25 protein-coding genes are annotated in these 24,226 nt (G+C 49.1%); 7 read left to right on the forward strand and 18 right to left on the reverse strand.

What is annotated here, in order from left to right; translation table 11 throughout:
• The coding region (locus ACFORK_RS23305) for an IS3 family transposase (protein ID WP_379203961.1) at positions 1–157 on the forward strand (157 nt) is incomplete at its 5' end.
• Between the two features lie 183 nt (positions 158–340).
• Here the strand turns inward: ACFORK_RS23305 and ACFORK_RS23310 are convergent.
• The 7 genes from ACFORK_RS23310 to ACFORK_RS23340 all read right to left on the reverse strand — a co-directional run bounded on the left by ACFORK_RS23310 (position 341) and on the right by ACFORK_RS23340 (position 7,070).
• Positions 341–1,156: a GNAT family N-acetyltransferase gene (locus ACFORK_RS23310; protein WP_379203564.1), complete on the reverse strand. Its 816-nt coding sequence runs from the start codon at positions 1,154–1,156 to the stop codon at positions 341–343.
• Between the two features lie 33 nt (positions 1,157–1,189).
• Positions 1,190–2,038, reverse strand: a complete 849-nt coding sequence (locus tag ACFORK_RS23315; protein ID WP_379203566.1) for a M15 family metallopeptidase — start codon at positions 2,036–2,038, stop codon at positions 1,190–1,192.
• A gap of 57 nt (positions 2,039–2,095) precedes the next feature.
• A complete protein-coding gene (locus tag ACFORK_RS23320; protein ID WP_379203568.1) occupies positions 2,096–3,022 on the reverse strand; it encodes a hypothetical protein in 927 nt (308 codons plus the stop codon).
• A 68-nt stretch (positions 3,023–3,090) separates the two neighbouring features.
• On the reverse strand, positions 3,091–4,410 hold the full coding sequence (locus ACFORK_RS23325) for an FtsW/RodA/SpoVE family cell cycle protein (RefSeq protein WP_379203570.1): 1,320 nt from the start codon (positions 4,408–4,410) through the stop codon (positions 3,091–3,093).
• The gene (locus ACFORK_RS23330) at positions 4,407–4,739 is read right to left on the reverse strand and encodes a PadR family transcriptional regulator (RefSeq protein ID WP_379203572.1); all 333 of its coding nucleotides are present in this window, start codon (positions 4,737–4,739) and stop codon (positions 4,407–4,409) included. Before ACFORK_RS23330 ends, ACFORK_RS23325 begins: the two co-directional genes overlap by 4 nt.
• Before the next feature lie 254 nt (positions 4,740–4,993).
• Positions 4,994–6,406, reverse strand: a complete 1,413-nt coding sequence (locus ACFORK_RS23335) for a DHA2 family efflux MFS transporter permease subunit (RefSeq protein ID WP_379203963.1) — start codon at positions 6,404–6,406, stop codon at positions 4,994–4,996.
• Between the two features lie 79 nt (positions 6,407–6,485).
• A complete protein-coding gene (locus tag ACFORK_RS23340) occupies positions 6,486–7,070 on the reverse strand; it encodes a TetR/AcrR family transcriptional regulator (protein WP_379203574.1) in 585 nt (194 codons plus the stop codon).
• A 258-nt stretch (positions 7,071–7,328) separates the two neighbouring features.
• On the opposite strand from ACFORK_RS23340, the gene ACFORK_RS23345 reads away from it, so the two are divergent.
• Entirely contained in the window at positions 7,329–7,763 is a 435-nt protein-coding gene (locus ACFORK_RS23345; RefSeq protein WP_379203576.1) for a DUF4395 domain-containing protein, read from the forward strand.
• A 79-nt stretch (positions 7,764–7,842) separates the two neighbouring features.
• Here ACFORK_RS23345 and ACFORK_RS23350 read toward each other — a convergent pair whose 3' ends face one another.
• The 10 genes from ACFORK_RS23350 to ACFORK_RS23395 form a co-directional block, all read right to left on the reverse strand.
• The gene (locus ACFORK_RS23350; protein ID WP_379203577.1) at positions 7,843–8,367 is read right to left on the reverse strand and encodes a hypothetical protein; all 525 of its coding nucleotides are present in this window, start codon (positions 8,365–8,367) and stop codon (positions 7,843–7,845) included.
• A 357-nt stretch (positions 8,368–8,724) separates the two neighbouring features.
• Positions 8,725–9,219, reverse strand: a complete 495-nt coding sequence (locus ACFORK_RS23355) for a hypothetical protein (RefSeq protein WP_379203579.1) — start codon at positions 9,217–9,219, stop codon at positions 8,725–8,727.
• Between the two features lie 226 nt (positions 9,220–9,445).
• A complete protein-coding gene (locus ACFORK_RS23360; RefSeq protein ID WP_379203581.1) occupies positions 9,446–11,044 on the reverse strand; it encodes an HAL/PAL/TAL family ammonia-lyase in 1,599 nt (532 codons plus the stop codon).
• Positions 11,037–12,206, reverse strand: a complete 1,170-nt coding sequence (locus ACFORK_RS23365) for a thiohydantoin desulfurase (RefSeq protein WP_379203583.1) — start codon at positions 12,204–12,206, stop codon at positions 11,037–11,039. The genes ACFORK_RS23360 and ACFORK_RS23365 overlap by 8 nt, the downstream gene beginning before the upstream one ends.
• 63 nt (positions 12,207–12,269) lie before the next feature.
• Positions 12,270–13,940, reverse strand: a complete 1,671-nt coding sequence (locus tag ACFORK_RS23370) for a thiourocanate hydratase (protein ID WP_379203585.1) — start codon at positions 13,938–13,940, stop codon at positions 12,270–12,272.
• A 24-nt stretch (positions 13,941–13,964) separates the two neighbouring features.
• Positions 13,965–15,320: an LLM class flavin-dependent oxidoreductase gene (locus ACFORK_RS23375; RefSeq protein WP_379203588.1), complete on the reverse strand. Its 1,356-nt coding sequence runs from the start codon at positions 15,318–15,320 to the stop codon at positions 13,965–13,967.
• A 73-nt stretch (positions 15,321–15,393) separates the two neighbouring features.
• Positions 15,394–16,332 (reverse strand): ABC transporter substrate-binding protein, encoded by a 939-nt coding sequence (locus tag ACFORK_RS23380; RefSeq protein WP_379203590.1) that lies wholly within the window; start codon positions 16,330–16,332, stop codon positions 15,394–15,396.
• A gap of 29 nt (positions 16,333–16,361) precedes the next feature.
• Complete coding sequence (locus tag ACFORK_RS23385; RefSeq protein ID WP_379203592.1) at positions 16,362–17,012, reverse strand: ABC transporter permease; 651 nt, start codon at positions 17,010–17,012, stop codon at positions 16,362–16,364.
• Positions 17,009–17,899: an ABC transporter ATP-binding protein gene (locus ACFORK_RS23390; protein ID WP_379203595.1), complete on the reverse strand. Its 891-nt coding sequence runs from the start codon at positions 17,897–17,899 to the stop codon at positions 17,009–17,011. Before ACFORK_RS23390 ends, ACFORK_RS23385 begins: the two co-directional genes overlap by 4 nt.
• Positions 17,900–18,137: 238 nt before the next feature.
• The gene (locus tag ACFORK_RS23395; protein ID WP_379203965.1) at positions 18,138–18,878 is read right to left on the reverse strand and encodes an IclR family transcriptional regulator; all 741 of its coding nucleotides are present in this window, start codon (positions 18,876–18,878) and stop codon (positions 18,138–18,140) included.
• Between the two features lie 537 nt (positions 18,879–19,415).
• Between ACFORK_RS23395 and ACFORK_RS23400 the strand changes: the two genes are divergently transcribed.
• The 5 genes from ACFORK_RS23400 to ACFORK_RS23420 are packed head-to-tail and all read left to right on the forward strand — an operon-like array spanning position 19,416 to position 23,004.
• Positions 19,416–19,994, forward strand: coding sequence for a CD3073 family putative ECF transporter S component (locus ACFORK_RS23400; protein ID WP_379203597.1), 579 nt, complete (start codon positions 19,416–19,418; stop codon positions 19,992–19,994).
• Positions 19,984–20,502: a CD3072 family TudS-related putative desulfidase gene (locus ACFORK_RS23405; RefSeq protein WP_379203599.1), complete on the forward strand. Its 519-nt coding sequence runs from the start codon at positions 19,984–19,986 to the stop codon at positions 20,500–20,502. Before ACFORK_RS23400 ends, ACFORK_RS23405 begins: the two co-directional genes overlap by 11 nt.
• A complete protein-coding gene (locus ACFORK_RS23410) occupies positions 20,495–21,331 on the forward strand; it encodes an ATP-binding cassette domain-containing protein (protein WP_379203601.1) in 837 nt (278 codons plus the stop codon). The genes ACFORK_RS23405 and ACFORK_RS23410 overlap by 8 nt, the downstream gene beginning before the upstream one ends.
• The gene (locus ACFORK_RS23415; RefSeq protein WP_379203603.1) at positions 21,322–22,194 is read left to right on the forward strand and encodes an ATP-binding cassette domain-containing protein; all 873 of its coding nucleotides are present in this window, start codon (positions 21,322–21,324) and stop codon (positions 22,192–22,194) included. Before ACFORK_RS23410 ends, ACFORK_RS23415 begins: the two co-directional genes overlap by 10 nt.
• A gap of 18 nt (positions 22,195–22,212) precedes the next feature.
• Complete coding sequence (locus ACFORK_RS23420) at positions 22,213–23,004, forward strand: energy-coupling factor transporter transmembrane component T family protein (protein ID WP_379203605.1); 792 nt, start codon at positions 22,213–22,215, stop codon at positions 23,002–23,004.
• Positions 23,005–23,110: 106 nt separating this feature from the next.
• Here ACFORK_RS23420 and ACFORK_RS23425 read toward each other — a convergent pair whose 3' ends face one another.
• Positions 23,111–24,088 carry an ROK family protein gene (locus ACFORK_RS23425; RefSeq protein WP_379203607.1) on the reverse strand — a complete coding sequence of 326 codons (978 nt, stop codon included), beginning with the start codon at positions 24,086–24,088 and terminating at the stop codon, positions 23,111–23,113.
• Positions 24,089–24,226: the final 138 nt, after the last annotated feature.

Raw genomic sequence — 24,226 nt, forward strand, 5'->3', positions numbered from 1 at the left:
TTACTGTAATCCTCGTTTCAAAAACAAGGAAGAGGCTTACAATGCCATTTTTCAGTACATTGAATTTTACTACAACCGCAAACGAATGCACGGTGCGCTAGGGTATCTCTCTCCCGCTCGCTTTGCACAGCAATTTACTAAAAAATCCGTTGCGTGACTGTCCACTTTCTTGACAGAGGTCCATTTTTGCACTTAATTTCCATTAACCCTTAGCGGAAGAGGATTTAAGATACGATAATGTCGTTAATTACACTTCGAGACTTCTTCTTCTGACTTTTGCATGGTGATCCCATGAAAAAAAGCTTTTATATGTGTTAACGATTCTGAGCACAGCACAATCTCAGGGTAACGGCCCCCATAACGCTCGGGTCCAGGCAATCCGTAGTCCCGCACGCTCCATATTATTCTGGCTGACACTGCCATATGCAGCTTGTCCAGCTACCAGTTCACAGCCTGCCCTGTAGGCTTCATGCAAGCGTCTTTGCAGCAAAGCGCTCTGTAGCCCACGCCCCCGGAACGCTGGCAGTGTCGCAGCGAGTGCACAGGAAGCAACACCTTCATGAATATGCATTGCCGCTACAGCCGCAGCCTGGCCTTCCCAGTAGCCAAGGAATAGCTTCCAGCCAGAACGATGGAGCAGCCCGATATTATTGCTAATGAAATGCCCTTTAGCCTCCAAGGACATGCCGGAAGATAGACAATGTACCTCAGCATATGTGTCAAAGAGGTCCTCATCCACCACCTCAGCAACAGTGATATTCACGGGAAGCTGGGCTGGCTGCGCAAGCGGCAGTCCATATAACACGGATTGAAAACTGTGCTGGTACAGCCCGAGTGACGCTAATGTTCCCAGCAACGCCGGGCTGCTCTCCGGAGGATCAATTTCGATCTGAAAATTCCGCTCCCTGGCCCGGTAGAAATCTGCAATCGCTCCAAGCTCATCTTTCTCAGCGTCCGTGATCCCTTTGACTGAGTTAAAAAGCGCCCATGGCATCTCCTGTATGTAATAAGCTGTTGCTGCCCCGAAATGCCGAATCTCCACACCCATGGGGTTGCCAGATCGTTCGCCGATCGAAGTTATTCTTGAGGTGAAAAAGCCGATTTCTGCTTGCTGTAGCCGCTTGGCCAGTTCCTTGTTAACTACGGGTAAGCTCATGCTCATTCTCCTGTTCTTTTTCAATAATGCTTGCTATTCCACGTCAAAATCAAAATATTTCCCGGGGTAAGGTTCCTTCTTTAAAGTAAAATGCCACCATTCTTTGCTGTAGGGCTGGAAACCCTCCTTCACCATGGCATCCTTAAGGATTTTGCGGTTGACCATTTGTGTCTTGCTGATCAGCTTCGTATCGTAATATGAAATGGGACCGAAAAAATCATAAGGGCTACCCATGTCCACCACCGCACCGTTTTTTAGATAAGCCAATGTCAGATCCACCGTACTACCTCGTGAATGACCGGATTTACTGGAGATAAAGCCGAGTTTGAACAGATTCTTTTTATCGAGTGCGGGGTAATACTGCTGTTTCATCTTTATGTCTCTGGCGTCCTTCGACCATCGGATAAAATGATTAACCGCCTTTTGCGGTCGGTAGGTGTCATAGATTCTCAGAATATAGCCTTGGCGAGCCAGGTTCTCGCTGACTGCCTTAAGCGCATTAGCTGCGGGTTGTGCCATAATCGCTAGCGGCGCTTTATAGCCATCGATACGTTGTCCGACAAAGTTGTTGCTGCTGTAGTAGCGGATCTCATATTGCGCCGAAGGAATGATCTCGTCCAGGTAAACAAAACCCTGGGGTAGTTTATATTGCTTCTCCGGCGTAGACAACGGCTTGGATTGGTCGGCACTCTCGGAGTTGTGTATACTCCCGGAACTTACCTCAGCATACGCGGCTGAAGCATACCCTCCCAAACCCAAAGATGTCGTTAATAGCATGAGAGCTGCGCCTATACATGACAATCTTCTCAGCGCCTTTGTCTGCTGCTTCATGGTTACAATCTCCTCTTCCCTATCATTACGTTTACCTACTCTGTCGATCATTTTACTAGAAAAATACAATAAAATAACCCCCTAACTTCCGTTAAGGGGCGGAATTCATTATTTCACGTGTTTATCGAGGAACTGTTGCACCTCTGGTGTCAATTCTTCATTCGCACTATCCAGTAGTACCAATAGCTTCTCAATCGTCTGCAACAGCTCGCTACTACCCGGACCATTGATCAACACGGCCTCATACGCAGCACGAAGCTTTGGATTCAGCTTAGGAGTTTCTCCTACAGGTCCATCATAGGCGGGAGTATTGCTGGCACCAAAGAATACACGAGACAGCGACAGGTTCAGCTTTACAGCTTCCTTTCGGTTCGAAGCCGGGTATTTCTTAACAAAAGCTTCTTTGGAAAGCGCCCGTAAGATAACCTGATCCCAGCCAATAACGATCCCGCCATCACGGGTCATCGGCTGATTGGATTCGGCCGCCATAAGATCAATATACTCGGCAATATCCTTTTGAATAAAAGGCTTAAAGATCTTGAATCCTTCATAGTGCATAACCGGATAGTACATGCCTTCACTGCTATCCAGTTTGTAGCCTTTATCACGAGCTTCAATCAGTACAGCTCGAACACTGGGATCAGTAATTTTGCTCAGGAGGCCAGAGTAAGTCAGCTCCTTGGGGCGGGCAGCAGTTCTAATCGCCATCTGCACCTTCTCTCCATACATTTTCTCTGAGAAGATCGGGAGCTGCGCCACTTGGGCATTTTCCAGATGAAGTGTCATTACTGTAGCATACCAGACATCAACATCTTTAATGTGATTAATTAGATAATTGCGTGCTTGGGCCAAGCTGTCTGGGTTCTTCACATATTTTTCGAATTGCTTATACACAGTGTCCGTCTGCTGTGCAGCCGCAGCATGGGCCGCTTGAGGCTGAAATACAGCCGCTCCGGTTCCTGTCCCAAGCAGGACAGAGACTCCCAACAGAATGCTCCTGCTCCATACGCGCCCTACCTGATGATGTGGATTCATAAGTGCCCCCTCATGATAAATTCCAACTCATATTAATGTAGACGTTTTCCAGATATAGAAGGTTACACTTATTTTATTGGACGGATTGGAGCCTTAGGAATCATGTCTTTTCTCCGGTAGATACCGAGTAACAGCCCGACCGCAGCGAATTCGATAATGACATGACTTCCATAACTAAGAAACGGAAAAGCAATGCTGCTCAGTACCATCTTTCCACTCACAATAGACACCCCATAGAGTAGCCGTATAACGAGCATAATGCCGAGTGTCAGAACCAGTGCTCTGCCAAAAGGCTCTAGAATCAGATGTAGAGTCTTGAGCAGCCTGGCTGTAAACCATAACACCATCCCTAGTAGCAGCAGACCGCCTGCCCACCCAAAGCAATTGATGAGGTAAACGGGGAGCATGTCCGAGTGAATGAACCGAGTATTTTCCATAGTACTTCCAAACCCTTGTCCCCACCATCCGGCAGATGAAACTGCATTCTGAACCTGTAAATATAGATACCCATTCCCCTCTGCATAAGCTTGAGGCTGAAATGCACCTATGAGTCGGTCTTGAAGATAATCGGACCTCCAGATTTTCATACTGCCGAGCACCAGTAACGATCCTCCAGCTCCCAGTGCCCAGCGCCATTTTCCAGTACACCAGACATAAATAATCAAGGCAAGCAATGAATAGATGATTAGTTCAGCAAAGGAATGGGCAGCAGCCAATAAAGGAATCGGAAGCATTACTGCTACAAACTCCACCCAATGTTGAGTTAAGTTTGACCCGCCCTTGGGTTTTCGCTCCCCAGTCAATATTCCGGCTAACGCAATCCCCAATAGATATGGAATCCATGAAGTTAAATTAAAAATCCCGATACTTATGAATTGCAGCCTACCATTGATTGTGGAGCCTCCTGTTATAGAGGATATGATCATGGCGTTTAATAATATTAGGTACAATGGCCAAGAAAGCTTTTGCAGTTTGCGGAAATCAACAAAATACAATCCGGTCATGACCACAAGACCAATTACAACATAGACCGACTGATGATGGAACAGGCTTCTCCCCTGCATCGCACTGTCCGCACTGGCATCAGCGGATAACATTGCAATCAAGCTGACTACCGCAAACAACAACACAACTCCCAGCAGTCCCCAATTCATTCGCGGTTTATGTACACGGTTCAGCGTCTTGCCCAGCGACTGCGCATCGCCCATCTGGGCAACTGCCCAAGCCTCTGACTCCGCCAAGGAATAGCCATGTGCTTGTCGATCCTGAATTAACTCTTCCAGATGCCCGGCTAGCTCCTCCCGGATATCGTCATGCATGTCTTTGGCCCGTACCTCCCGGCACACCTGATCCAGAAAAAGCTTACGTTGACTCTCTTCGCTCATCATGCCCCTCCCTCCCCCAGCACGGTGTCTACAGCCCGTCGGAACAACAGCCACTCCGCTCTCTTCTCCTTAAGCTTCGCTCTTCCCTCATCCAGTATCCGATAATACTTGCGCTTCCGTCCATCTACTTCCATCCAGTAAGCTTCCACCCAACGTTCACTCTCCATCGTGTGCAGAATGGGATACAGCGTGCCTTCCTTAAGCGAAAATACACCTTGGGATCGGCTCTCCAGCTCTTTGATCATTTCATATCCGTACAGAGGCTTGTCTAGCAGCAGGGTCAGGATCAACGTCGCCGTACTTCCCTTCAGCATTTCTTTGCTGACTTTCATATGCTAACACTCCTTTCCATAACTGGTTGGCTAAAATAATACCTAGAATCACTATACATAGATTTACTATGTATATAATACACCAATATATGTAAAACGTAAAGACACAAGTAGAAACGGCTTTGCCGTCCTTTAAGGGACGGTATCCGTTTCAGCTAGAAATATAAGGATGATTTATAGCGTTGAACATATACATTCTTATAATTAGAAAAAACACACCCGCCGCAGCGAGTGTGTTTTATTTTTAATGAATATTAGTGCATTGGAGCTTGCGCTTTATGCTGAACAATAACACGTCTAATGAAGAATGCCAGTACCAATCCAACTACAGACATGATCAGACCGAATACAAATGCATTCTGTACACCCTGCGTGAATGCAGGAAGCAGATTGGCCGGATCGGCAGGATTGTCGACACCCTTCAGGTAGTTCTTCGAGCCTGCTGTCATGATGCTGACCGCAAGCGCCGTACCAATGGCACCCGCTACCTGTTGCAGAGTGTTCATGATAGCTGTACCGTCAGGATACAGCTCCATCGGCAACTGGTTGATACCATTTGTCTGTGCCGGCATGAAGATCATCGATACCCCGATCATCAAGGCGCTGTGCAGGACAATAATGAAAGCAACGGTCGAAGCCGCATTGATGCTGGAGAAGAACCACAGTGTAACTGCGACAATCACAAGACCTGGAATAACCAGCCATTTAGGACCGTACTTATCGAAGAGACGACCCATAATTGGCGACATCAGACCATTGATCAGACCGCCTGGCAGCAGCAGCAAACCTGCTTTGAAGGCTGTATAGCCTTGACCTTGTTGCAAATACATCGGCAGAATCAACATGGACGACAGGATAACCATCATACAGATGAAGACCATCGCCACACCGACAACGAACATCGGATATTTGAAAGCACGCAGGTTGATCATCGGCTTCTTCATTGTGTTTTGACGAATAACGAAGAGCAGCAAGGCAACCACACCTACGATGATAGACAAGATTACTTTCGGGCTGCCCCAGCCCTCGGCCTCACCAGCACTACTGAACCCGAAGACGATTCCGCCAAATCCTAGAGACGACAGGATGATGGACAATACGTCGATTTTCGGCTTGGTAACTTCGGTTACGTTCTGCATGTACACCATACCGAACAGCAGAGCAATGACCAGGAACGGCAGCGACAACCAGAAAATCCAGTGCCAGCTGAGGCTTTCGATCAACAGTCCCGCAATGGTAGGCCCAATCGCTGGGGCCACCATGATAACCAGACCGATCATCCCCATTGCAGCGCCTCTTTTTTCAGCCGGAATGATGACAAGGATCGTATTGAACATTAGCGGCAGCAGCAGCGACGTTCCCATCGCCTGTACCACTCTCGCCGTCAACAGAAACTCAAAGTTCGGCGAGATCGCCGCCAGGAAGGTTCCTATAATCGAAAAAATCACTGCAGCCGCGAACAACTGTCTCGTTGTGAACCATTGCAGAAGCATACCGGAAATCGGTACGAGAATACCTAGTGTAAGCAAGTAGGCCGTTGTCAGCCATTGTGCAGTTGACGGTGTAATTTGTAGTACATTCATCAGATCGCTTAACGCGACATTGAGTGCCGTCTCACTGAACATCCCGATAAAACCGCTGAGCAATAAGGAAATCAGAATCGGCATTGTCCTGATTTTTTTTTCTTCTGACTGTTGTTGCTTGTGTAAAGTTGTCTCCACTCTCTAATCCTCCTGAAAATCTGTATTATTCTCTCTCTGTTATGCCAAGCAAAGCCGGAACAATCTTGGCCGCTGCAAGCAGCGGTTGCTCATCCCGGTAAGTCAGCGCCTGAAGCAGTGATCCCTCTAGCAAGGACACCACTGCGGACGCCTGAGTCGTCGCCATTTCTTCTTCGGTACCTTCTGTCAGCAGACGTTCCATAATCACCTCCTGCCAGTCTTTAAATACAGATTGACACGCGGCTCGCAGCTCCTCGCTTATACAGGACGTTTCCACCGCCAACCAGAAGCTGAACGGAACTAAGCCTTCGAACGAAGTATCCACAGCATCCTTGGCCATTCCCAGAATAAAATCCTGTATCCCCCTCGCGGCAGTTTCCCCTGTCACCATATAATGTCTAAGCTTGCAGGCTACAATCTCACTGGTGCGGTTGATGCAATTTAAGGCCAATTCCTCCTTGCCATGGGGAAAATAATAATAGAGCGACCCCTTCGGCGATTCACTGTCCTTAATAATCTGGCTCAGACCCGTTGCATGATAGCCTTGCGTGAAAAATAGCCGCGAAGCAGTATCCAGTATGGCTTCACGTGCATTCGGCTTATTAGACAACCCGACACTTCCTTTGCATTATAACAATTGGTCTACATAATAAAACCACAGCTCAGGAGATGTGTCAATTTTTATTTTCTTAATGTTAAGACATTTTACACCAAGAACGATTTAACCATATCTTCCTCCATCCCCTTCTTTGTTTCGATTACACATCATTTACATAAAAAATACATTTATAAAAAAAAGAAGATGTCTTCCCAAACGTCAGAGCCACCGTTATACTATAATTATTCCAATATGATAGGTGTGATTAACGTGAGCAATGGTACCAAAGGTATTCCGCGACCACTTGTGAAAACCAACCAGAGCTTTATTGTTCTTTCTGTCCTTCTAACCTGGTTCACCGGGCAATACTGGATTCTTGCACTACCGCTCGCAGCCGGATTATCCGGCCTGATCTTCGGATATAACCCTGTTATCAAACTGGCTGCCCCTTTTCTTAGAAAAGAACGTTCCGCTTATGTCCTGGAAGATTGGGATCAGCAACAGTTCAACCAAAGTATCGCTGTGGGCTGCCTTACTGCCGGATTGCTCAGCTTCCTTGTGGGCTGGACCGTTGCCGCCTACATATTCACTGCACTGGTTGCTGTTGCCGCAACTGTAGCCATTCTCGGCTTCTGCATCGGCTGCTTCATCCACTATCAATGGAGAATGTATACCTACCGTCGCAAGCAAAGCAGCACACATTAAGACAGAACAAGAACCCCGGCCGGAGTTATGGACACGATTCCATATTTCTGAGCGGGGTTTATTTAATATATCAACAGGATCATTCGTCGGCTATATCCCAGCGATGGCGATACTTTTCCAGACGCGAATGGAGAAATGTCGGCGCTTCCGACAATAGCAGGCGAATCTTCACAATCCACTCTTCAAAAGAGGAGAATGAGGCGAACTGGTTCGCCATCTCTGGTGTCAGGTATAGAAAATACGGAGCCTTATATCTCTCCGTCAGATGACGAAGTGCAGAATCCAGTGGCGTATACTTCTTCCTCTTTCCTTCCCAGCCTTCAACCGTTATGAAGGATAATCCCTGTTCTCTTTTCCATTCATGCAGCCGATCCTCACGCTTGTAAAAAGATTGGACTGGCTCTTTGGACAAACGGCGCACGGTCTCTTCATGCAGCGGATAAAGCACCAGCTTCGTGAATTGGCGGTCAACAGCAGTCTTCGCCGCAACCGCAAGCTCCTGGTCTTTAATAAGCTCAAATGAATCGTAGAAAATCAGCGTACCTTTACGCTGCTCCACTGGCGGCTCGTAGCCGTAAGGGACGTGAACAATATCTCTTGGCATCATTTTCCTCCTATTTGATATGGTTATGTAGATATAAATGTATGAGTCACTCTTGTTCCAAACAAAAAGGAATGCGTTTACCGCATCCCCTATATATTTACTTCATCATCATTTGATTGTTGTAGTTTTGGATAAAATCGCGCATGCCTGCTCTAACTACATCCATGGAAACATCCGTTTCAGGAATAATCATCACACCTGAATTTGGACCTAAATATCTGGATGCACTAGCCCGTCGGCGTCTAAGGTAATATAATTTTGCCTGACTAGATGGACGTGTCTGTCGTGATACAGATACTACTCTCAACTTATCATTTATATTATGTCTAAGTCTTACTACCATGTAGATCACCGTCCTTATACATAGTATAACTCAATCAGTCGACGTGCTTCAAGGGTACCTATGGCCATTTGGCCCATCCCTGTATAAGCAGCATTAAATTCAGTTATGTAATATTTATCCAAATTACTTTTAGGCTTAAAACAAATAAAACCATCAAATCCAGCTTCGAAGCTTTTCCGGCAAGCTTCACCTAATAATATACTCGATACGTTAGTAAACGTTCTTGAAGGATTGTTGTGACGATTGGTAGGAGCGCTTTCAAGAAGTTCGACATAAACAAACCCCTCATCATATTTATAGGCGATTGCTCCCTGTATAGTTTTATTAGCATCTCCTAATACGAGGAGTTTATACGGTTTTGACAAACTTCCCTTTTGAAGATACTTACTCCAAGTGATTTTTCTTTCCCAGCCCAGACGCTTAAGAGATCGTGCCTCATCTAACTCCAAATCTAATATCTCTGAGTCGTAACTCTCACCGTCACTATGTTTCAAAACCCATTTCCCCATGAGTCCGCCTACTCCCATTAAATTTACTAATTGAGATTATATCACAGACATGGAGAGCTAAGGTGTGATCTTAGTGAAAGGCAACTAAAAAAGATACGATCAGAATATTCGAGGAATTCTTAAGAAATTTGCTAGAATAAACACAAAAAACCGGAACTTCCCTGCAAAGGGCAGCCCGGCAGTTAATCCTACAATTCTTTTTCCCTAAAAAGTTATGTTGTTCTATTCAGCATTGATTACCAGATTTACTTCTCACTGCATTGAGCCATCTGCCGTTCTTGAACAGGCGGTAAGCCCGTTCAATATCAACAGTCTGATTGCGGTCCTCCGACAGGAAAGGAATTTCGGAACGCAGCAGCTCATAGCCCGCCCCGGTACCCTCACCCAAGCGCAAGTCGCCACGAAGATCAATGGCCTGGGCAGCATGAATAGCTTCGATCGCCAGGATGTAAGTTAAGCGGTCAGCAATCTCTCGGAGCTTAGAGACGACATAAGGCGAGTTAGCTGCATGATCTTCAATATCTCCCGCCAGCGACATATAATCGGCAGAGACCGGATTGCTGAGATGACGGATCTCCGCATCTAGTGAAGTAGCTGTTTTCTGCACTGTGCAGAAGCCGACCGAACGGCTTGGATCAGCAGTCAGGAACCGGCTTAGGCCGGTAAAGCCAGGATCACCGAGCTTGATCATCCGGTAGCAGGAGCTTTTGGAGACATGATGCAGAGCACTGCCAAGCATCTCAAACCCCAACGTCCATGTCACAGGATCAAAGTTGGCACAAGACAAAATTCGCCGTTCTTCCGTTAGAACACAAGGATTATCGTCAGAGCTGTTGAGATGAAGCTCCAATTGCTGACGCGTGTAATCCAGAGCGTCCCGAGCGGCCCCGTGAATCTGGCAGGCATCCCGGAAGCTCAGCGGATCTTGCAGCGATTCCGGATTGAATCCGCTCCACAGATCGCTGTTCTTAAGGGCATCCCGAACCCGAGACAGACTTCCCAATTGGCCCGGGAACGGTCGCTTGCGATGCACCGATTCATCCAGCGGGCTGATATTCCCGCGAATGGCTTCCAGGGACAACGCGTAGACGTAATCTGCAGCCTCTAGCAGATTACGAATTTCGACCAGAGCCAAAGCCCCATGGCCTGCGGAGAGTGCATTGGAGCTTACGATGGCCAGCCCGTCCTTTGGACCGAGACTTAGTGGCGCCAGACCCGCTGCCGCCAGTGCTTCAAGAGCAGGCAATCGGCGACCGGCAACATCGACTTCTCCTTCGCCGATCATAGCCAGACCAATATGCGAAATAGTGGTGATATCCGCTGCGCCCACAGACCCGCGTAGCGGCAGAACCGGATGGATACCGAGATTCAGAAATTCTGCATAACGCTCGGCAATTTCCGGCTGGACGCCCGTCGCACCCGCCAGCAGGCTGTTGAGACGGGCCAGCATGACTGCCCGGACCACTTCCTCCGGTGCGTCCGGCTTTACACCCGCACTGTGCGATAGCAGCAAGTTGCGATTATAGGCTGCAAAATAATCAGAGTCGATTACCTTGTCCTTGTTCCAGCCCACTCCCCGATTCAATCCATAGACTGGCACACCTTCGGCGGCGAGTTCAAAAATCACCTTACGAGCCGCTTCCAACCGCTCCTGGGCCTCAGCGTCAATAACTACAGGTATGCGTTCCCGTGCTACACGGTCAACATCGCCAATGCTCAAGCTGTAGCCATCTAATATCAAGTGATTAATCCCATTAACTGAATGATTGGAAACTGCATGATCTCCTGTATCTACTGTTCCAAAGACTGCTGTGTCCTTAGGCATGAACCTCTATCTCCTTACTCTCCTTCTTCTCTTTACTCTCTTTACCTTCTTTCTTCTCTTTACTTTCTTTCTTTTCCTTGTCGAAAGCATAGCTTTGCAGATCAATACCGAGTGCTTCTTCGACTTCAGGATATACGCTAGGGTCTTTGACGCTGGAACTGAGCGGGAGCTTGGATTTATCGATGGAAAATACTGCAATCTCCATCCCCTCTCTTATATCACCTACGCTGACCGGCAATCCCGTCTCCAGATCGAACGTAGTAATAACATCCGGAAAGCTTGTCAAACGCTTGCCCTTCTGATCATCCACAGCCATATATTCATTCATGACATGAAGAATCAGCGTTTTCTTGGGGATTTCTACTTCAATGGTACCGATGTCAAAAGCTCCAGAATAACGCACTTTCTTAGCACTCACTGTGCCTCTGCCGAGGATTTTGCCCTTCGTCTTGCGAACGATCGCCTTCAGCACAGCCTCCGGTCCATCCGGCTCAGCCTTCAGGATCACTCTGCCGAGATCCAGAGCAATAGAAATGCCCCCGATTGCGGCATGCTCCTTGATATACTTGGCTGGCAGTGGATGTCTGGCGGCAGCAATGAAACCGCCTGCCATGTCCGAAGCCGTCCGCAAAATATTGGAAGTTCGAGCGGGTGTTCCTTTGACCACCAGCTCGATATAGCTGCCGTTCTCCGGATTGCCTCCAGCTACAGCCTGTATAGTCTCGTATTCAATGGAGGATGCAAGACCAAGCGAACCCATTTTGCCTGTAGGATGCGCGCGGATATCCCCAGTGGCATCAATGACTGCCAGGCCAAACGCAGCCGCAGGCAGCCAGCCGTTAATCGTACTGGACATGCCATTCTGCGGTGTCATAAATCCGGCTATCTTGCCGTCATATTGGTCAATCACAAGTTGTACTGCTTTGATGTAATCTTTGCCGAGCATTTGCCAATCCCGACCCGCCGGAGCACCTATGGCTGTACAGGTCAGAATGATTGCATTATCTGGCAGTTCATCTACGGACAACAGCTTGGGCCGCCCGAGACCAAGAGCGGCATGGCCGATCTCCAATCCGTGATCGACCCACCCGCCGCCACCGCTGGCGAATACGGAGCCCCCTTTAACCGCTGCTTCCACATCATCTCTTGTCAGTTCACGCATGTGTATTTCCCCCTTGTGTCAATTATGCATTTTCTGAGCTGGGACTTTAGGTTACGCACTGCGTTATTCCGCTGGAATGACCTCATAGCGCGTCGTATCTATCCGTGCGATGCCTTTGTCTTGGACTTCTTCCAGTGACTCGTCATATCCGGCATCCGCATACCGAAGGACTCCGAGGCCTGTATCGTTGTCAAGTGCGGTACGGAGGCGCAAATCACTTGCCTCCGATCCATCAGCCACAATGGTGACGCCTGCGCTGGTCATGTAGCCCGAATACCCGCCGCCACCGGAATGGATCGCCACCAGATCAGCCATAGACGAACAGTTCAGCATCGCGTTCAACAGCGGCCAATCGGAGATGGCATCACTACCATCCTTCATTCGCTCCGTCATAATGTTGGGATGCGTCATGGCTCCGGCATCCAAATGATCACGGGAGAATGCAATTGGACCAGCAAGCTTACCTTCACGAACCAACTGGTTAACCGCCAGTGCCAGCTTGCTGCGATCCTGATGGCCGAACCAGCCGATACGGGCTGGCAGGCCTTCGAACGGAACATACGTATTGGCAAGCTTGATCCAGTTGGAGACGATCTCATTGCCGCTGAATTCCTTCAGGATGTATTCATCAATAATTCGAATATCCTCAGCTTCACCGCTGAGCGCGACCCAGCGGAACGGCCCAATCGCTCTTGCAAACAGCGGGCGCAGAAAAGCTTCTGTAAAGATATCAATATCAAATGCGTTGTCAACGCCGTATTGCACCGCTTGGGAACGGATGTTGTTGCCGTTGTCGAAGACAACCGCCCCCCGTTCCTTGAACGCCAGCATCGCCCGGACTTCCTTGGCGATGGACGCTCCGGCCGCGGCTTGCAGCTCAGCCGGGCGCTCCTTGCGAGCCGCGGCAGCTGATGCCGGTGTATAGCCGCTTGGAATATAGCCGTACAGCAGGTCATGTGCGGACGTCTGGTCCGTCACAACATCAGGCTGTACGCCCCGGCGCAGCAGCTCGGGGTAGACATCGGCGGCATTGCCCAGCAGGCCGACCGATACACTCGTGCCATTGGTTACCGCCTCCTTAATCCAGAACAATGCCTCATCGAGGCTGTCTGTCTTCCGCTGCAGGTAACCGGCCGCGATCCGCTTGTCGATTCGCTCCTCCGCCACCTCTACACACAGGATTGCCGCATTCGCCATATTGCCAGCGAGCGGCTGCGCGCCGCCCATGCCGCCGAGCCCGGCGGTCAGAATGAAGCGTCCGCGCAGAACGCCGCCGAAATGCAGCCGGGCAATACTCTGAAAGATCTCATAGGTTCCCTGGATAACACCCTGTGAACCAATGTACTGCCAGGCAGCGGCGGTGAGCCCGCCCCAAATGATCAGCCCTTTGTCCTGCAACTCGTAGAAGTTCTCGCTGGTCGCCCAGCGGCCCACGAGATTGCAGTTCGCCATGACAACCAGTGGAGCCTGTGCATGTGTCTTGAAGATACCGATCGGCTTGCCGGACTGGATGACAAGTGTCTCATCCTCTTCCAATTGCTTCAGCGTCTCCACGATGGCCCGATACGAAGGCCAGTTCCGCGCCGCTTTTCCCAGCGAAGCGTACACAATCAGCTCCTTCTGATTCTCACCGTTCTCCAGCACATTCTCCAGCATACGCAAGAGCGCTTCTTGCCTCCAGCCCTTGCAGCGCAGTGTTCCGCCTCTCTTCGCAGTAATCCTTGTCACTGTCATCCCCGCTTTCTGTCTGCTATTCTGTCATTGAGGTATGACGGTTTCCGGCGCTTTGGCATACCGGCTTTCCGGCTTGCTGAGACCCAAATGTTCACGCAGTGTGTTACCTTCATATTCCCGGCGCAGCAGACCTCTCTCCTGAAGAATCGGTACTACCTTCTCCACGAAATCATCCAGTGATCCCGGCAAATGCGGGAAAGCGATATTGAAGCCGTCGGCAGCACCACCGTTGAACCAAGCTTCAATGTGATCGGCAACTTGCTCTGGTGTTCCGGCGAAGACTCGCTTGGTGGTGACCCGTTTCGCAAGTTGGATGAGTGTTAAATTCTCATTGATTAGAAGCTCACGAATGCTTTGCAGTCTAGATTTACTCTGATTGAATCCTTCTTCCTCCGGCAGAAACGGCAGCGGCTCATCCAGCGGATAACCCGATACGTCAACCCCAATGTAATGGGATAACAAATCCAGTGCCAGCCGATCAGGGGTCAGGTTCTCCACTTCAGCCAGCCGCTCCGCAGCCTCTTCCTCGGTGTCTCCGAGAATAGGCATCAGACCCGGCAAGATTTTGAGTTCATCCGGCGAACGGCCATATTTAGCCAATCTGCCCTTGATATCTGCGTACAATGCCTGACCCTCAGCGAGCGTGCCGCCAGGAGCGAACACGACTTCAGCTGTAGCAGCAGCCACTTCTTTTCCCGCCTCAGAGGCTCCGGCCTGAATCAGAACCGGATAGCCTTGCGGCGGACGGCTAACATTCAGCGGGCCTTTGACTTTAAAGTGCTTGCCCTCATGATCGAGATTATGAAGCTTATCTTTATCCGCGAAATAGCCGCTCTCCTTGTCGAATAGAAGCGCATCCTCGTCCCAGCTATCCCAGAGTCCTTGAGTGACATCTACAAACTCCTTAGCCCGTTCATACCGCAGCTCATGCTGCAAATGACTTTCCTTTCCGAAATTACGAGCCTCCTCGTCCGTCTGGGAAGTCACAATATTCCATGCAGCTCGCCCGCCGCTGAAATGATCCAGCGTTGCGAGCTTGCGCGCAATATGATACGGGTCGTTATAGGTCGTGGAGATCGTTGCAGCCAGTCCGATATGGCTCGTTACTGCCGCAAGCGCGGACAGCAGGGTGAATGGCTCCGGCCGAACACTGTTGGAATGGCTAACCCCTGACTCAAAACGGTCCCAGACATAGAGCTCATCTGCGTAGAAGAACAGATCGAATCGTCCACGCTCCGCCGTTTGCACAATTCTTTTATAATAATCAAAATTCAGAAGTCCCTCAGCCTCAGATCTTGGGTGTCTCCAGCTAGAAATATGCTCTCCCGCCGGAAAAAACAACATTGCCCCCAGCGCAAGCTGCCGTGTATTATTACTCATAACGTATATCCCCTCTCATTGGTTAATTGTTGGATTATGTCTTTGTCAAGCCGTCAATCGGTTATGAAAAAGCTTACTTGATTAGCCCCTGTGACTTCAGCCATTCACGGGCCACATCAATAGCCGGCTTCTGATCCTGCTCCACCTCAGCATTCAACTTCTGCATAGCACTTTCATCCAATTTCCCTGCCAATTTGTTAAGGGTTGCTTTCAGCTCAGGATGCTTATCCAGCGTCTGCTCACGCACAATCGGGAAAGCGTCATAAGGCACAAACACATGCTTGTCGTCTTGGAGGGCCACGAGATCGTTGGCCAAGATTTGGCTGTCCGTGGAATAAGCGAGCATCACATCGATGAGCTTTTGCTTGATCGCCTGGTACTGCAAGGAACTATTTTGAATGGACTTCGTTTCCTTGAACTTTGGCTTATAAATACTTTCTACGTATGGCCAAGCATCCGGACGGTTCAGGAACTCTTCACTTGCTCCAAAGACCAGTTCGCCTGATTTCTCGACAAGTTGTGATGTGTTCTTTAACCCGTACTTCTCAGCGGTTTCCCTACGTACGGAAAAGACATAGGTATTGTTAAAACCGAGCGGATCGAGCGCAATCAGCTTGTTTTTTTCCTTGAGCTGAGTTACGACGGTCTTAAATGCTTTTTCAGGATCAAATTCCGGCTGCTGCTTTAAAATATTGATCAGTGCCGTCCCGCTGTACTCCACATACGCGTCCACTTCCCCTGAGCCAATGGCATTCCAGAGTAACGTGTTATCCAGTGTCTTGACCTCTGTCTTCAGCTTCGTATCATTCTCGATCAGAAGTTTGAAGGCATTTGCCAAAATATCCGACTCAGCAAATCCTTTCGTGGCCAGGATAATCGTATCCTTGCCCTCCGAAGCCTTGGAATTGGAGCAACCCGCTGCAGTAAGCACAGTAGTGAGTACTAACCCTAGGGTGATAAGCAGCTTGCTTCCTTTTGTTACCGTCCATCTTTTCGGGTTTACAGTTGTCATGATTCATTCCACTCTCCCTGGGTAAGTTCTTAAAATTTATTCAAATGCCGCAGGCCTTTCGGGGTAAGCGCCCGATTTAGCAGCAGCAGTATGAAGTTAATAGAAATTACCAGCAGTGAGACGGGAATGGCCCCCTCCATAATGGTAACTGTGTTGATCATGGCAATGCCTCTGGTGATGATGTCTCCCAGCCCTCCGGCGGCAATATAGGTCGCAATCGTTGCAAGACTGATCGTCTGTACAGCAACCAGCCTAACTCCGGCCATGATGACACTACGCGCAATCGGAAGCTGAATCATTCTCATCATCTGCCATTTGGTCATACCCATTCCGGTTCCTGCCTCAAGAAGAGAAGGATGAACCCCATTGATGCCGACGTAGGTGTTCTGAAGCATCGGAAGCACAGCATATAAGGTCAACGCGATAATGGCGGGGGTAGTGCCGATACCTACCAGTGGAATCATGAACCCGAACAGCGCCAGACTCGGAATAGTCTGAATGGCGGAGACGACGGTAATGATCGTGTTCGCCATCCGCTTGCGGCTGGTCAGAAAAATCCCGAGGGGAACCGCAATAAATCCGGCAATGAGAACGGCAATGAGCGACAAATACATGTGCTCTCCAGTTTTGTGCAGTATCATCGGCCAGTCGGCGGCTAACGTGTCCCATATATGATTCATGCGCTGTGCTCCTCCCGCCCGGTTACAGTCAAAGCTTCGGCCCTTCCAGCTCTCAGTAGTTCAAGAGCTTCTTCGGTTGGAGCCTGATGGTCGATAGATAAACCGTCGATCATGATTTGATGGGCCGTTACTAGCGACAAGTCGTTCTGGAAACGCTCCGGGCCCAGGAATTCAACCACGAATCCATTAGCCGGGTGAGCCAGTAGTTCGGCTGGCGTACTATTCTGCACCACTTCTCCTTCATTGAGCAGAATAATCCGGTCAGCGATCTTCAGCGCTTCATCAATATCATGGGTGACGAAGACAATCGTCTTGTGCAGACGCTGGTTGAGATTAATCAGCTCTTTCTGGAGCTGGACCCGGCTGATCGGATCGAGGGCACTGAACGGCTCATCCATCAGAATGATTGCGGGATCAGAGGCCAGTGCCCGGGCCACCCCGATCCGCTGCTGTTGTCCGCCACTAAGCTCATGGGGATAACGGTTGCGGTACTGCTCCGGCGCAAGACCGATCAGTTGAAGAAGCTTAGTTACCTGCTCTCTGCGCTCCCCCTTGCTAGTGCCTTTGAGTCTCGGAACAATCCCGATATTCTCTTCGATGGTCATATGAGGAAAGAGACCGATTTGCTGAATGACATATCCGATATCCCGTCTCAGACTCACAGCATCCACAGATCCGATATCGTTCCCTTCAACAAGAACTTGTCCCTCACTAGGCTCCTCCAGCCGGTTGATCATTTTAAGCAGTGTAGTCTTACCGCAGCCGGAAGGTCCGATAATGGTTACTATCTGTCCTTTTGGTACCGTGAGGTTAAAATCACGCAGCACTTTTCCTGAACCATAATCCTTGCTTACATTTCTGAACTCAACCGCTACAGCTTCAGCCATACTGCTTCCTCTCCTCTCAAAATGTATTATTCTCATAAGCAAACTTGGTTTTTAGACAAAAACATACCCTGAAATAGCAGAAGAGGCCTTATTCTTCGTCTAAGACGAAAAACAAGACCTCCACAAGTATGGTCAGTCATATTATTGTTATGCGATAATCAACTACCGTAAGACAATAATATTAGTGTGGTACTCTTTTGTCAATCATAATTTAAACTATTCTAATCGGAATTAAAGGCTAATTTCCGCCCCCCATTCGACGTGACAGCTCCGCTGCCGCTTTGGTCACTGCTTCGATGTTTGTCTTGTCCTGCTCGTTGTTGCAGCGGAAGCTGGGTCCGGCTACGGCGAGACTTGCAATAACAGGACCTTGACCGTCCGTAATCGGTGCCGCTATAGCGTACACATCGGGGTCAACTTCACCTTTGGTAATGCTGTAGTTCTGGGCACGAATGGTCGCAAGTTCAGCAGTGAGCGCTTCTCGCTCCTTATCACTATTAAGCAGCTGCAAGATCCGCTCTGTTACCTTGGCGCTTTCGAAAGCCAAAATGCATTTGCCCGAAGCCCCCAAATGTAGCGGCAGAATCCGCCCGTTGTCGATGGAGAATTGAATCAGGCCACGGCTTTTCACATTCTGAATACATACGGCATTGTTGCCTGTTCGGACAAACAGAATCGAAGTTTCCTGTACCTTCTCCGTCAACTCCTCCATAATAGGGAGGGCCAGCGGCAGTAAATCACGTTGGAACTGCATGTTTAGACTCCGCGCCAAATCAAGGATACGCAGGCCGAGGCCAATCTGGTTTTTCCCCCTCCTCTCAATAATTCCATTCTGTTCCAAGGTCTGCAGAAAACGATAAGTTGTGCTCTCTGGAATGGAGACCTTCTGGGCGATTTCACTCACCGTCAGTGTTCCGCTCTCTTCCGCCAAAGCGAATAAGATATCCAGCGCACGGCTTAACGTCTGCGTCCCGTTCATTTTTTGCACTAGCCAACGACTCCTCTTTTATCCAATAGAAGACTTGTAATATTGTGATTTTAGCCTATTTCACGGCAAAATTACAGTTCACTCTGATTAAAAATCCAGCACGCTACGATTTATCTTTACATTCAATCGTAGGACTTTCAGCTGGCGGCTCTCTTCAAGCTTCTGGGCACTGACGCTCTATCTCCTTTGTTATCATTATTAGAGAAGCCTTTATTTTTTCACGATAATATCACGACTCCCTAATATTAACAACTAGTATTTTTATCGGATTAAATATAAATAAAGCGATTTCTCTCTTAAAAATGAATAATTATGCCATTGACATCTAGGGAATTCGACTTAGAATATAATTTATTAATCCTATATATACACTTGGATTTAATGATTCGTCTGTAGCTGTTGTTTCTGCTTAAGTGTCTTTACTTCAACAGCTCGCTATGTACAAAGGGGGAGTAGGGTTCATATTTTCATTGCACGTCTATCTGTAAAGTCACAAGACAAATTATGAATCCCTAGGAGGACAGCGTCATGAATCAAAAGACACTTGTAATCACACTGGGTGCGCTCGCGATTGCAATCAACGTCATCGCAGGCACCGTCGTCAGCAATCTGAAAATTCCTTTTCTTTTTCTTGATACTGTAGGTACCATCTTTATTGCAGCTGTATTCGGACCATTATGGGGCGCACTGGTCGGCTTGCTGACCAACCTTGTGCTCGGCGTCACCTCCGGCTATACCGCCATCCCCTTTGCGCTGGTAAATATTATTGTTGGACTTGTCGTAGGATACGCTGCACGCAAGAACGGCTTCCGTTTCTCTTCCGCATTAATCTCCGGTATCTTACTTGGTATTCTCTGCCCTGCAGTCGGCTCCGTGATCGCCATTGGTCTCTTCGGCGGTTTAACTGGAGGTGTGCAGGACGTTGCTGTACTTTGGTTGAAACAAGCGGGTTCTAGTCTCTTCGCGGCTGCTTTCCTGCCCCGGCTTGGCGAGAACCTGATCGATAAAATTCTGTCTGCACTGCTTGTCTACTATGTAGTTAAAAATCTGCCGCAATCACTAATCAAACGTCCATCTCTGAAAAAGAAAGCTTCCCGTGCAGCGTAGTAAACGTATCGTTGTCGCCTCCCACTGCGTCATTAACCAAAATGCCGTTGTGGAAGGCGAAGCCCGGAGTCCAGGCGTCATGAAAGCGGCAGTCGACTGGACCTACGAGCAAGGGTATGGAATGTTCCAATTACCTTGTCCTGAATTCACATTTCTGGGGCCTAAGCGGCCTCCAATGACCGTAGAAGAATATGACACCCCGGAGTTTCGCGCGCACAACCGCAAAATTCTGCTACCTGTGGTTGAGCAGCTCAAGACTTATCAGGACCATGGATATACGATTGTAGGCGGCCTTGGAATTTCAGGAAGTCCTTCCTGCGATCCTGGCAAAGGTGTGTTCATGCGCGATTTTCTGGAGCTGGCCGCCGAGGGCGGCGTGGAGATTGATTTCTTCTGGCAAATCCCGAACACGGCTGATGGCACCTTCAATCCTGATGATGCCAAAAGCGTATTCGGACCTGTAAATCAAGGCCATACCGAACGGAAGGCGGCCACCATCAATGATTGATATCCGGAACGCCACCTTCTATTACAATGAACCTGATGAAGACGAAGATAATGCCGGCCACAAGCCGGCATTATCTCATGTATCCCTTAAAATTCCCTTCGGCGAATTTGTCGCTTTTCTGGGGCGCAATGGCTCGGGCAAATCTTCCCTGTCCCGGCTGTTAAATGGCATAGAGCTGCCGACCGAAGGAACGGTACTGGTGGAAGGCCATACCACGTCTGAACGCTCTTCCCTACCAGCGATCCGCCGATCCGTCCAGATCGTGTTCCAAAATCCCGAGAACCAACAGGTGGGCATCACTGTCGGAGAAGACATCGCCTTTGGGCTCTCCAATATCGGCTGGCCCCAGGAGGATATCGCAAGCCGTATCGCCTGGGCCATTCAGCTTGTCGGGCTGGAAGCAGATGAGGAACGGCCAGTCAGCAACCTGTCCGGTGGCGAAAAGCAGAAGCTAGCCCTAGCCTCCGTTCTCGCTCTGGCACCGCGGTGTCTCATCCTGGATGAAGCCACCTCCATGCTCGATCCTGTAGCTCGCCGGCAGTTCGTTGAGACCTTGCACGAAGTCAGGAAACAGGTGCCTTTCACCCTTATCTACATTACACACCATCTGGAAGAGGTCACCGGTGCGGACCGCTGGGTGCTGTTCCGCAGCGGCGAGATCGTAGCTGAAGGTACACCCGCCGAACTGGAGCAGGACACCGTTTTACTGGAGAATTGCGGATTGGAGCTGCCTTATTACCACAGGCTTGCCGGGCTATTGCGCCAGCAGGGCGTCTCTGTTCCGGCTGATCTGAACGAACAGAAATTGAGGGATTTATTATGCAGATAAAGCTGAATAACGTTACCTTTACGTACAGCAAACGCCGCAGGAATAAGCCACTTACAGGTCCATTTGTACTGCAGCATCTGGGTCTGAGCGTGGACAGCGGAGAGATGCTCGCCATTGCCGGCAAATCCGGCTCTGGCAAGTCCACCTTTCTCCAGCTTCTTAAAGGATTCCTGGCTCCGTCAGAGGGCACGGTAGAACTGGACGCCACAGATCCGCATCTTGCCCGCCGACCACAGGTGTTTGACCGGGTCGGATTTATTTTTCAGTATCCAGAGCATCAGCTCTTCTCCACCACCGTGTTCGAGGACATCGCCTTTGGCCTCCAAAGCGCCAAGCTCACAACGGAAGAGAAAGACGCCAAAGTGCGTGCAGCCATGGAGGCTGTACAGTTGGATTACGAGCAGTTCAAGGACCGTAGTCCGTTCGAGCTGAGTGGTGGTGAGAAACGTAGGGTCGCCATTGCAGGTGTCGTCGTACTGGAACCAGAAGTGTTGATCCTTGACGAACCAACAGCTGGACTGGATCTTCAGTCCCGGACCGCCCTCTTCGATTTGTTGCATACGATGAACCGGCAACGAGGAATGACTGTGATGTGGGTAAGCCATCAGTTGGAGGAAATTCTGGAGCATGCCTCCCGGCTCATCGCCCTGAAGGAAGGACAATTCCTGGCCGACGGGCACCCCACCAACCTTTTGTCAGATCCGTTGCTACTGGAGGCCTTTGGATGGGAAGAACCGCCCGCTTTGGCTGTAACGCGGTTGCTGCGGGAGCTGGGGGCCGTCTCCAGCAATGAAATCCTCTCCCCGCAGGAAGCAGCAGATATCATCACCAAGCTGCTGAGCAGCCGACAATTATCAGTCTAAAGAAAATGAGGGAATAGTATGTCCGGAAAAAGCTTTTTACTCTATCAGAAACGCAATTCCTGGCTAGAGCGCTGGGACCCGCGGATGAAAATACTGGCAGTGCTGCTCTTCGGAGCGGCGCTTCTACTTACCCATAGCCCGGAGCTGAAAACAGCTCAGTTAATAATTCTAATTATTTTATGGGGAGTTGCCAAGCTGTCTTGGCGGGTATTGGCCTTTACCCTCTTGTCGCTATCGCTCTTCTTCGTTTCGACAATGATTTATCAAGCTTTACTGGTGACCAACGTTGGTGATGCAATGATCACATGGGGACCGCTTCACTTCTCTAAGCCAGGGGCCATCAAGGGGATTATGATGTGTGAACAGATTGCGGGGATCGTGCTGCTGCTCTCGCTACTGGTGCGGACGACTTCCCCCATTCTGCTCGCAGAGGGGCTGGAAATTTTGCTGAAGCCTTTGAAAAAATGGCGATTACCCGTACACGAAGCCGTAATGATGTTCTCCATCGCCCTGCGCTTCCTGCCCATCCTCATGGAGGAATTCGACAAAATTCGCAAGGCGCAGTTAGCTCGCGGAGGCGGTTTCCACCGAAAGGGACTCACCTCCCGCTTCAGCGGCGTGCTGCCGATGCTGATGCCCTTGTTCGTGATGTCCATTCTCCGTGCTAAGGATCTGGCGGTAGCGATGGAATCCCGCTGTTACCAGGGTGACGAAGGTCGTACACCGATCCGAATCTATCGATTCCGTCTCAGCGATTATGCCGTGTTCACCTTTTCACTGGCTAACCTGTTGTTTATTTTTGTGTGGTAATCGATATCTTATTTATAAAAGGGCAGAACCGGATGTTATTCTTTCGGATCTGCCCTTTTCGAGGTAGCTTATAATGTTAATTTTGATAGAGCGTGGTCCTGCATAATCAATGGTTTGTTGTAACAAATTTCTCATGAGCATATAGTGCTGCACCAACCGTACCCGCCCTACTCCCTAGCTCAGCCTGCATAATCCTGCATTTGCTTCCAGAAAGTTTAAGAGCACGGGAATTTACAGTGTCCCGCACACTGTTTAACAATCGGTCTCCAGCTGCCGCCATACCTCCGCCGACAATAATAATCTCAGGATTAAGCAGATTCACAACATTGGCCAGTCCATAGCCAAGCAAAGTTCCAGTTTCATGCATCACTTCAATTGCCAAAGGATCACCAAGATCATAAGCCTCGGAGATCATTAATGCCGTTATGCTTCCATATTCATTCCGAACCCAATTCTGAATGATACTGCTTGCTCCATTGTCCAGCTTATCTTTGAAAGTGTTTACCATACCTACCGCAGATACATATCTGCCTAGACAACCGGAACTTCCGCATTTACACTGTCGTCCATTCCGATACATATTCATATGACCGATTTCTCCTGCACTATAGCTTGTACCGTACATAACCTTTCCGTCATTTACAATTCCCGAGCCAAGGCCTGTCCCCAGAGTAAGCAAGACCAGGTTACGATACCCTCTTCCACTCCCTAGCCGCCACTCCCCATACAAATTCACGCGCACATCGTTGTCAATATAAATAGGAAAATCATAAAAAGGTTCCAGTTCATTCACAATATGAATCTGTTCCCAGTCCGGAAAATTTGGCGAGAAAATTGAGAGGCCCTCTTGCGGGTCCAAAAGGCCGGGAATACCGATTCCCAGGCATTGAATTGAATTAATTCTCACTCCACTATCAGTGGTTAGAATCGTAAGGGCATCCCGAATACGACTCAAGACATGCTGCGGACCTTTAGCTGCTTCGGTGGGTATTGATATTTCTTTTATTACATGATAATCAGTATCAAATATTCCTGCCTTGATGTTGGTTCCTCCCAGATCAATACCAGCTATGTATGGTTTCATCACAATCCTCCTCGAAATTAATACTATCAACTCCCCGATTATACAACGGGCTGACATAACGGTAAATTTAGTTGTCCTTATTGTTGTTCTTCTATTACCAGTCACGCATCGTTCTAAATCTACCAAATCCGAATCAAC

The organism is Paenibacillus sp. GCM10012306, from assembly GCF_042649265.1.
GTDB lineage: Bacteria > Bacillota > Bacilli > Paenibacillales > Paenibacillaceae > Paenibacillus_AQ.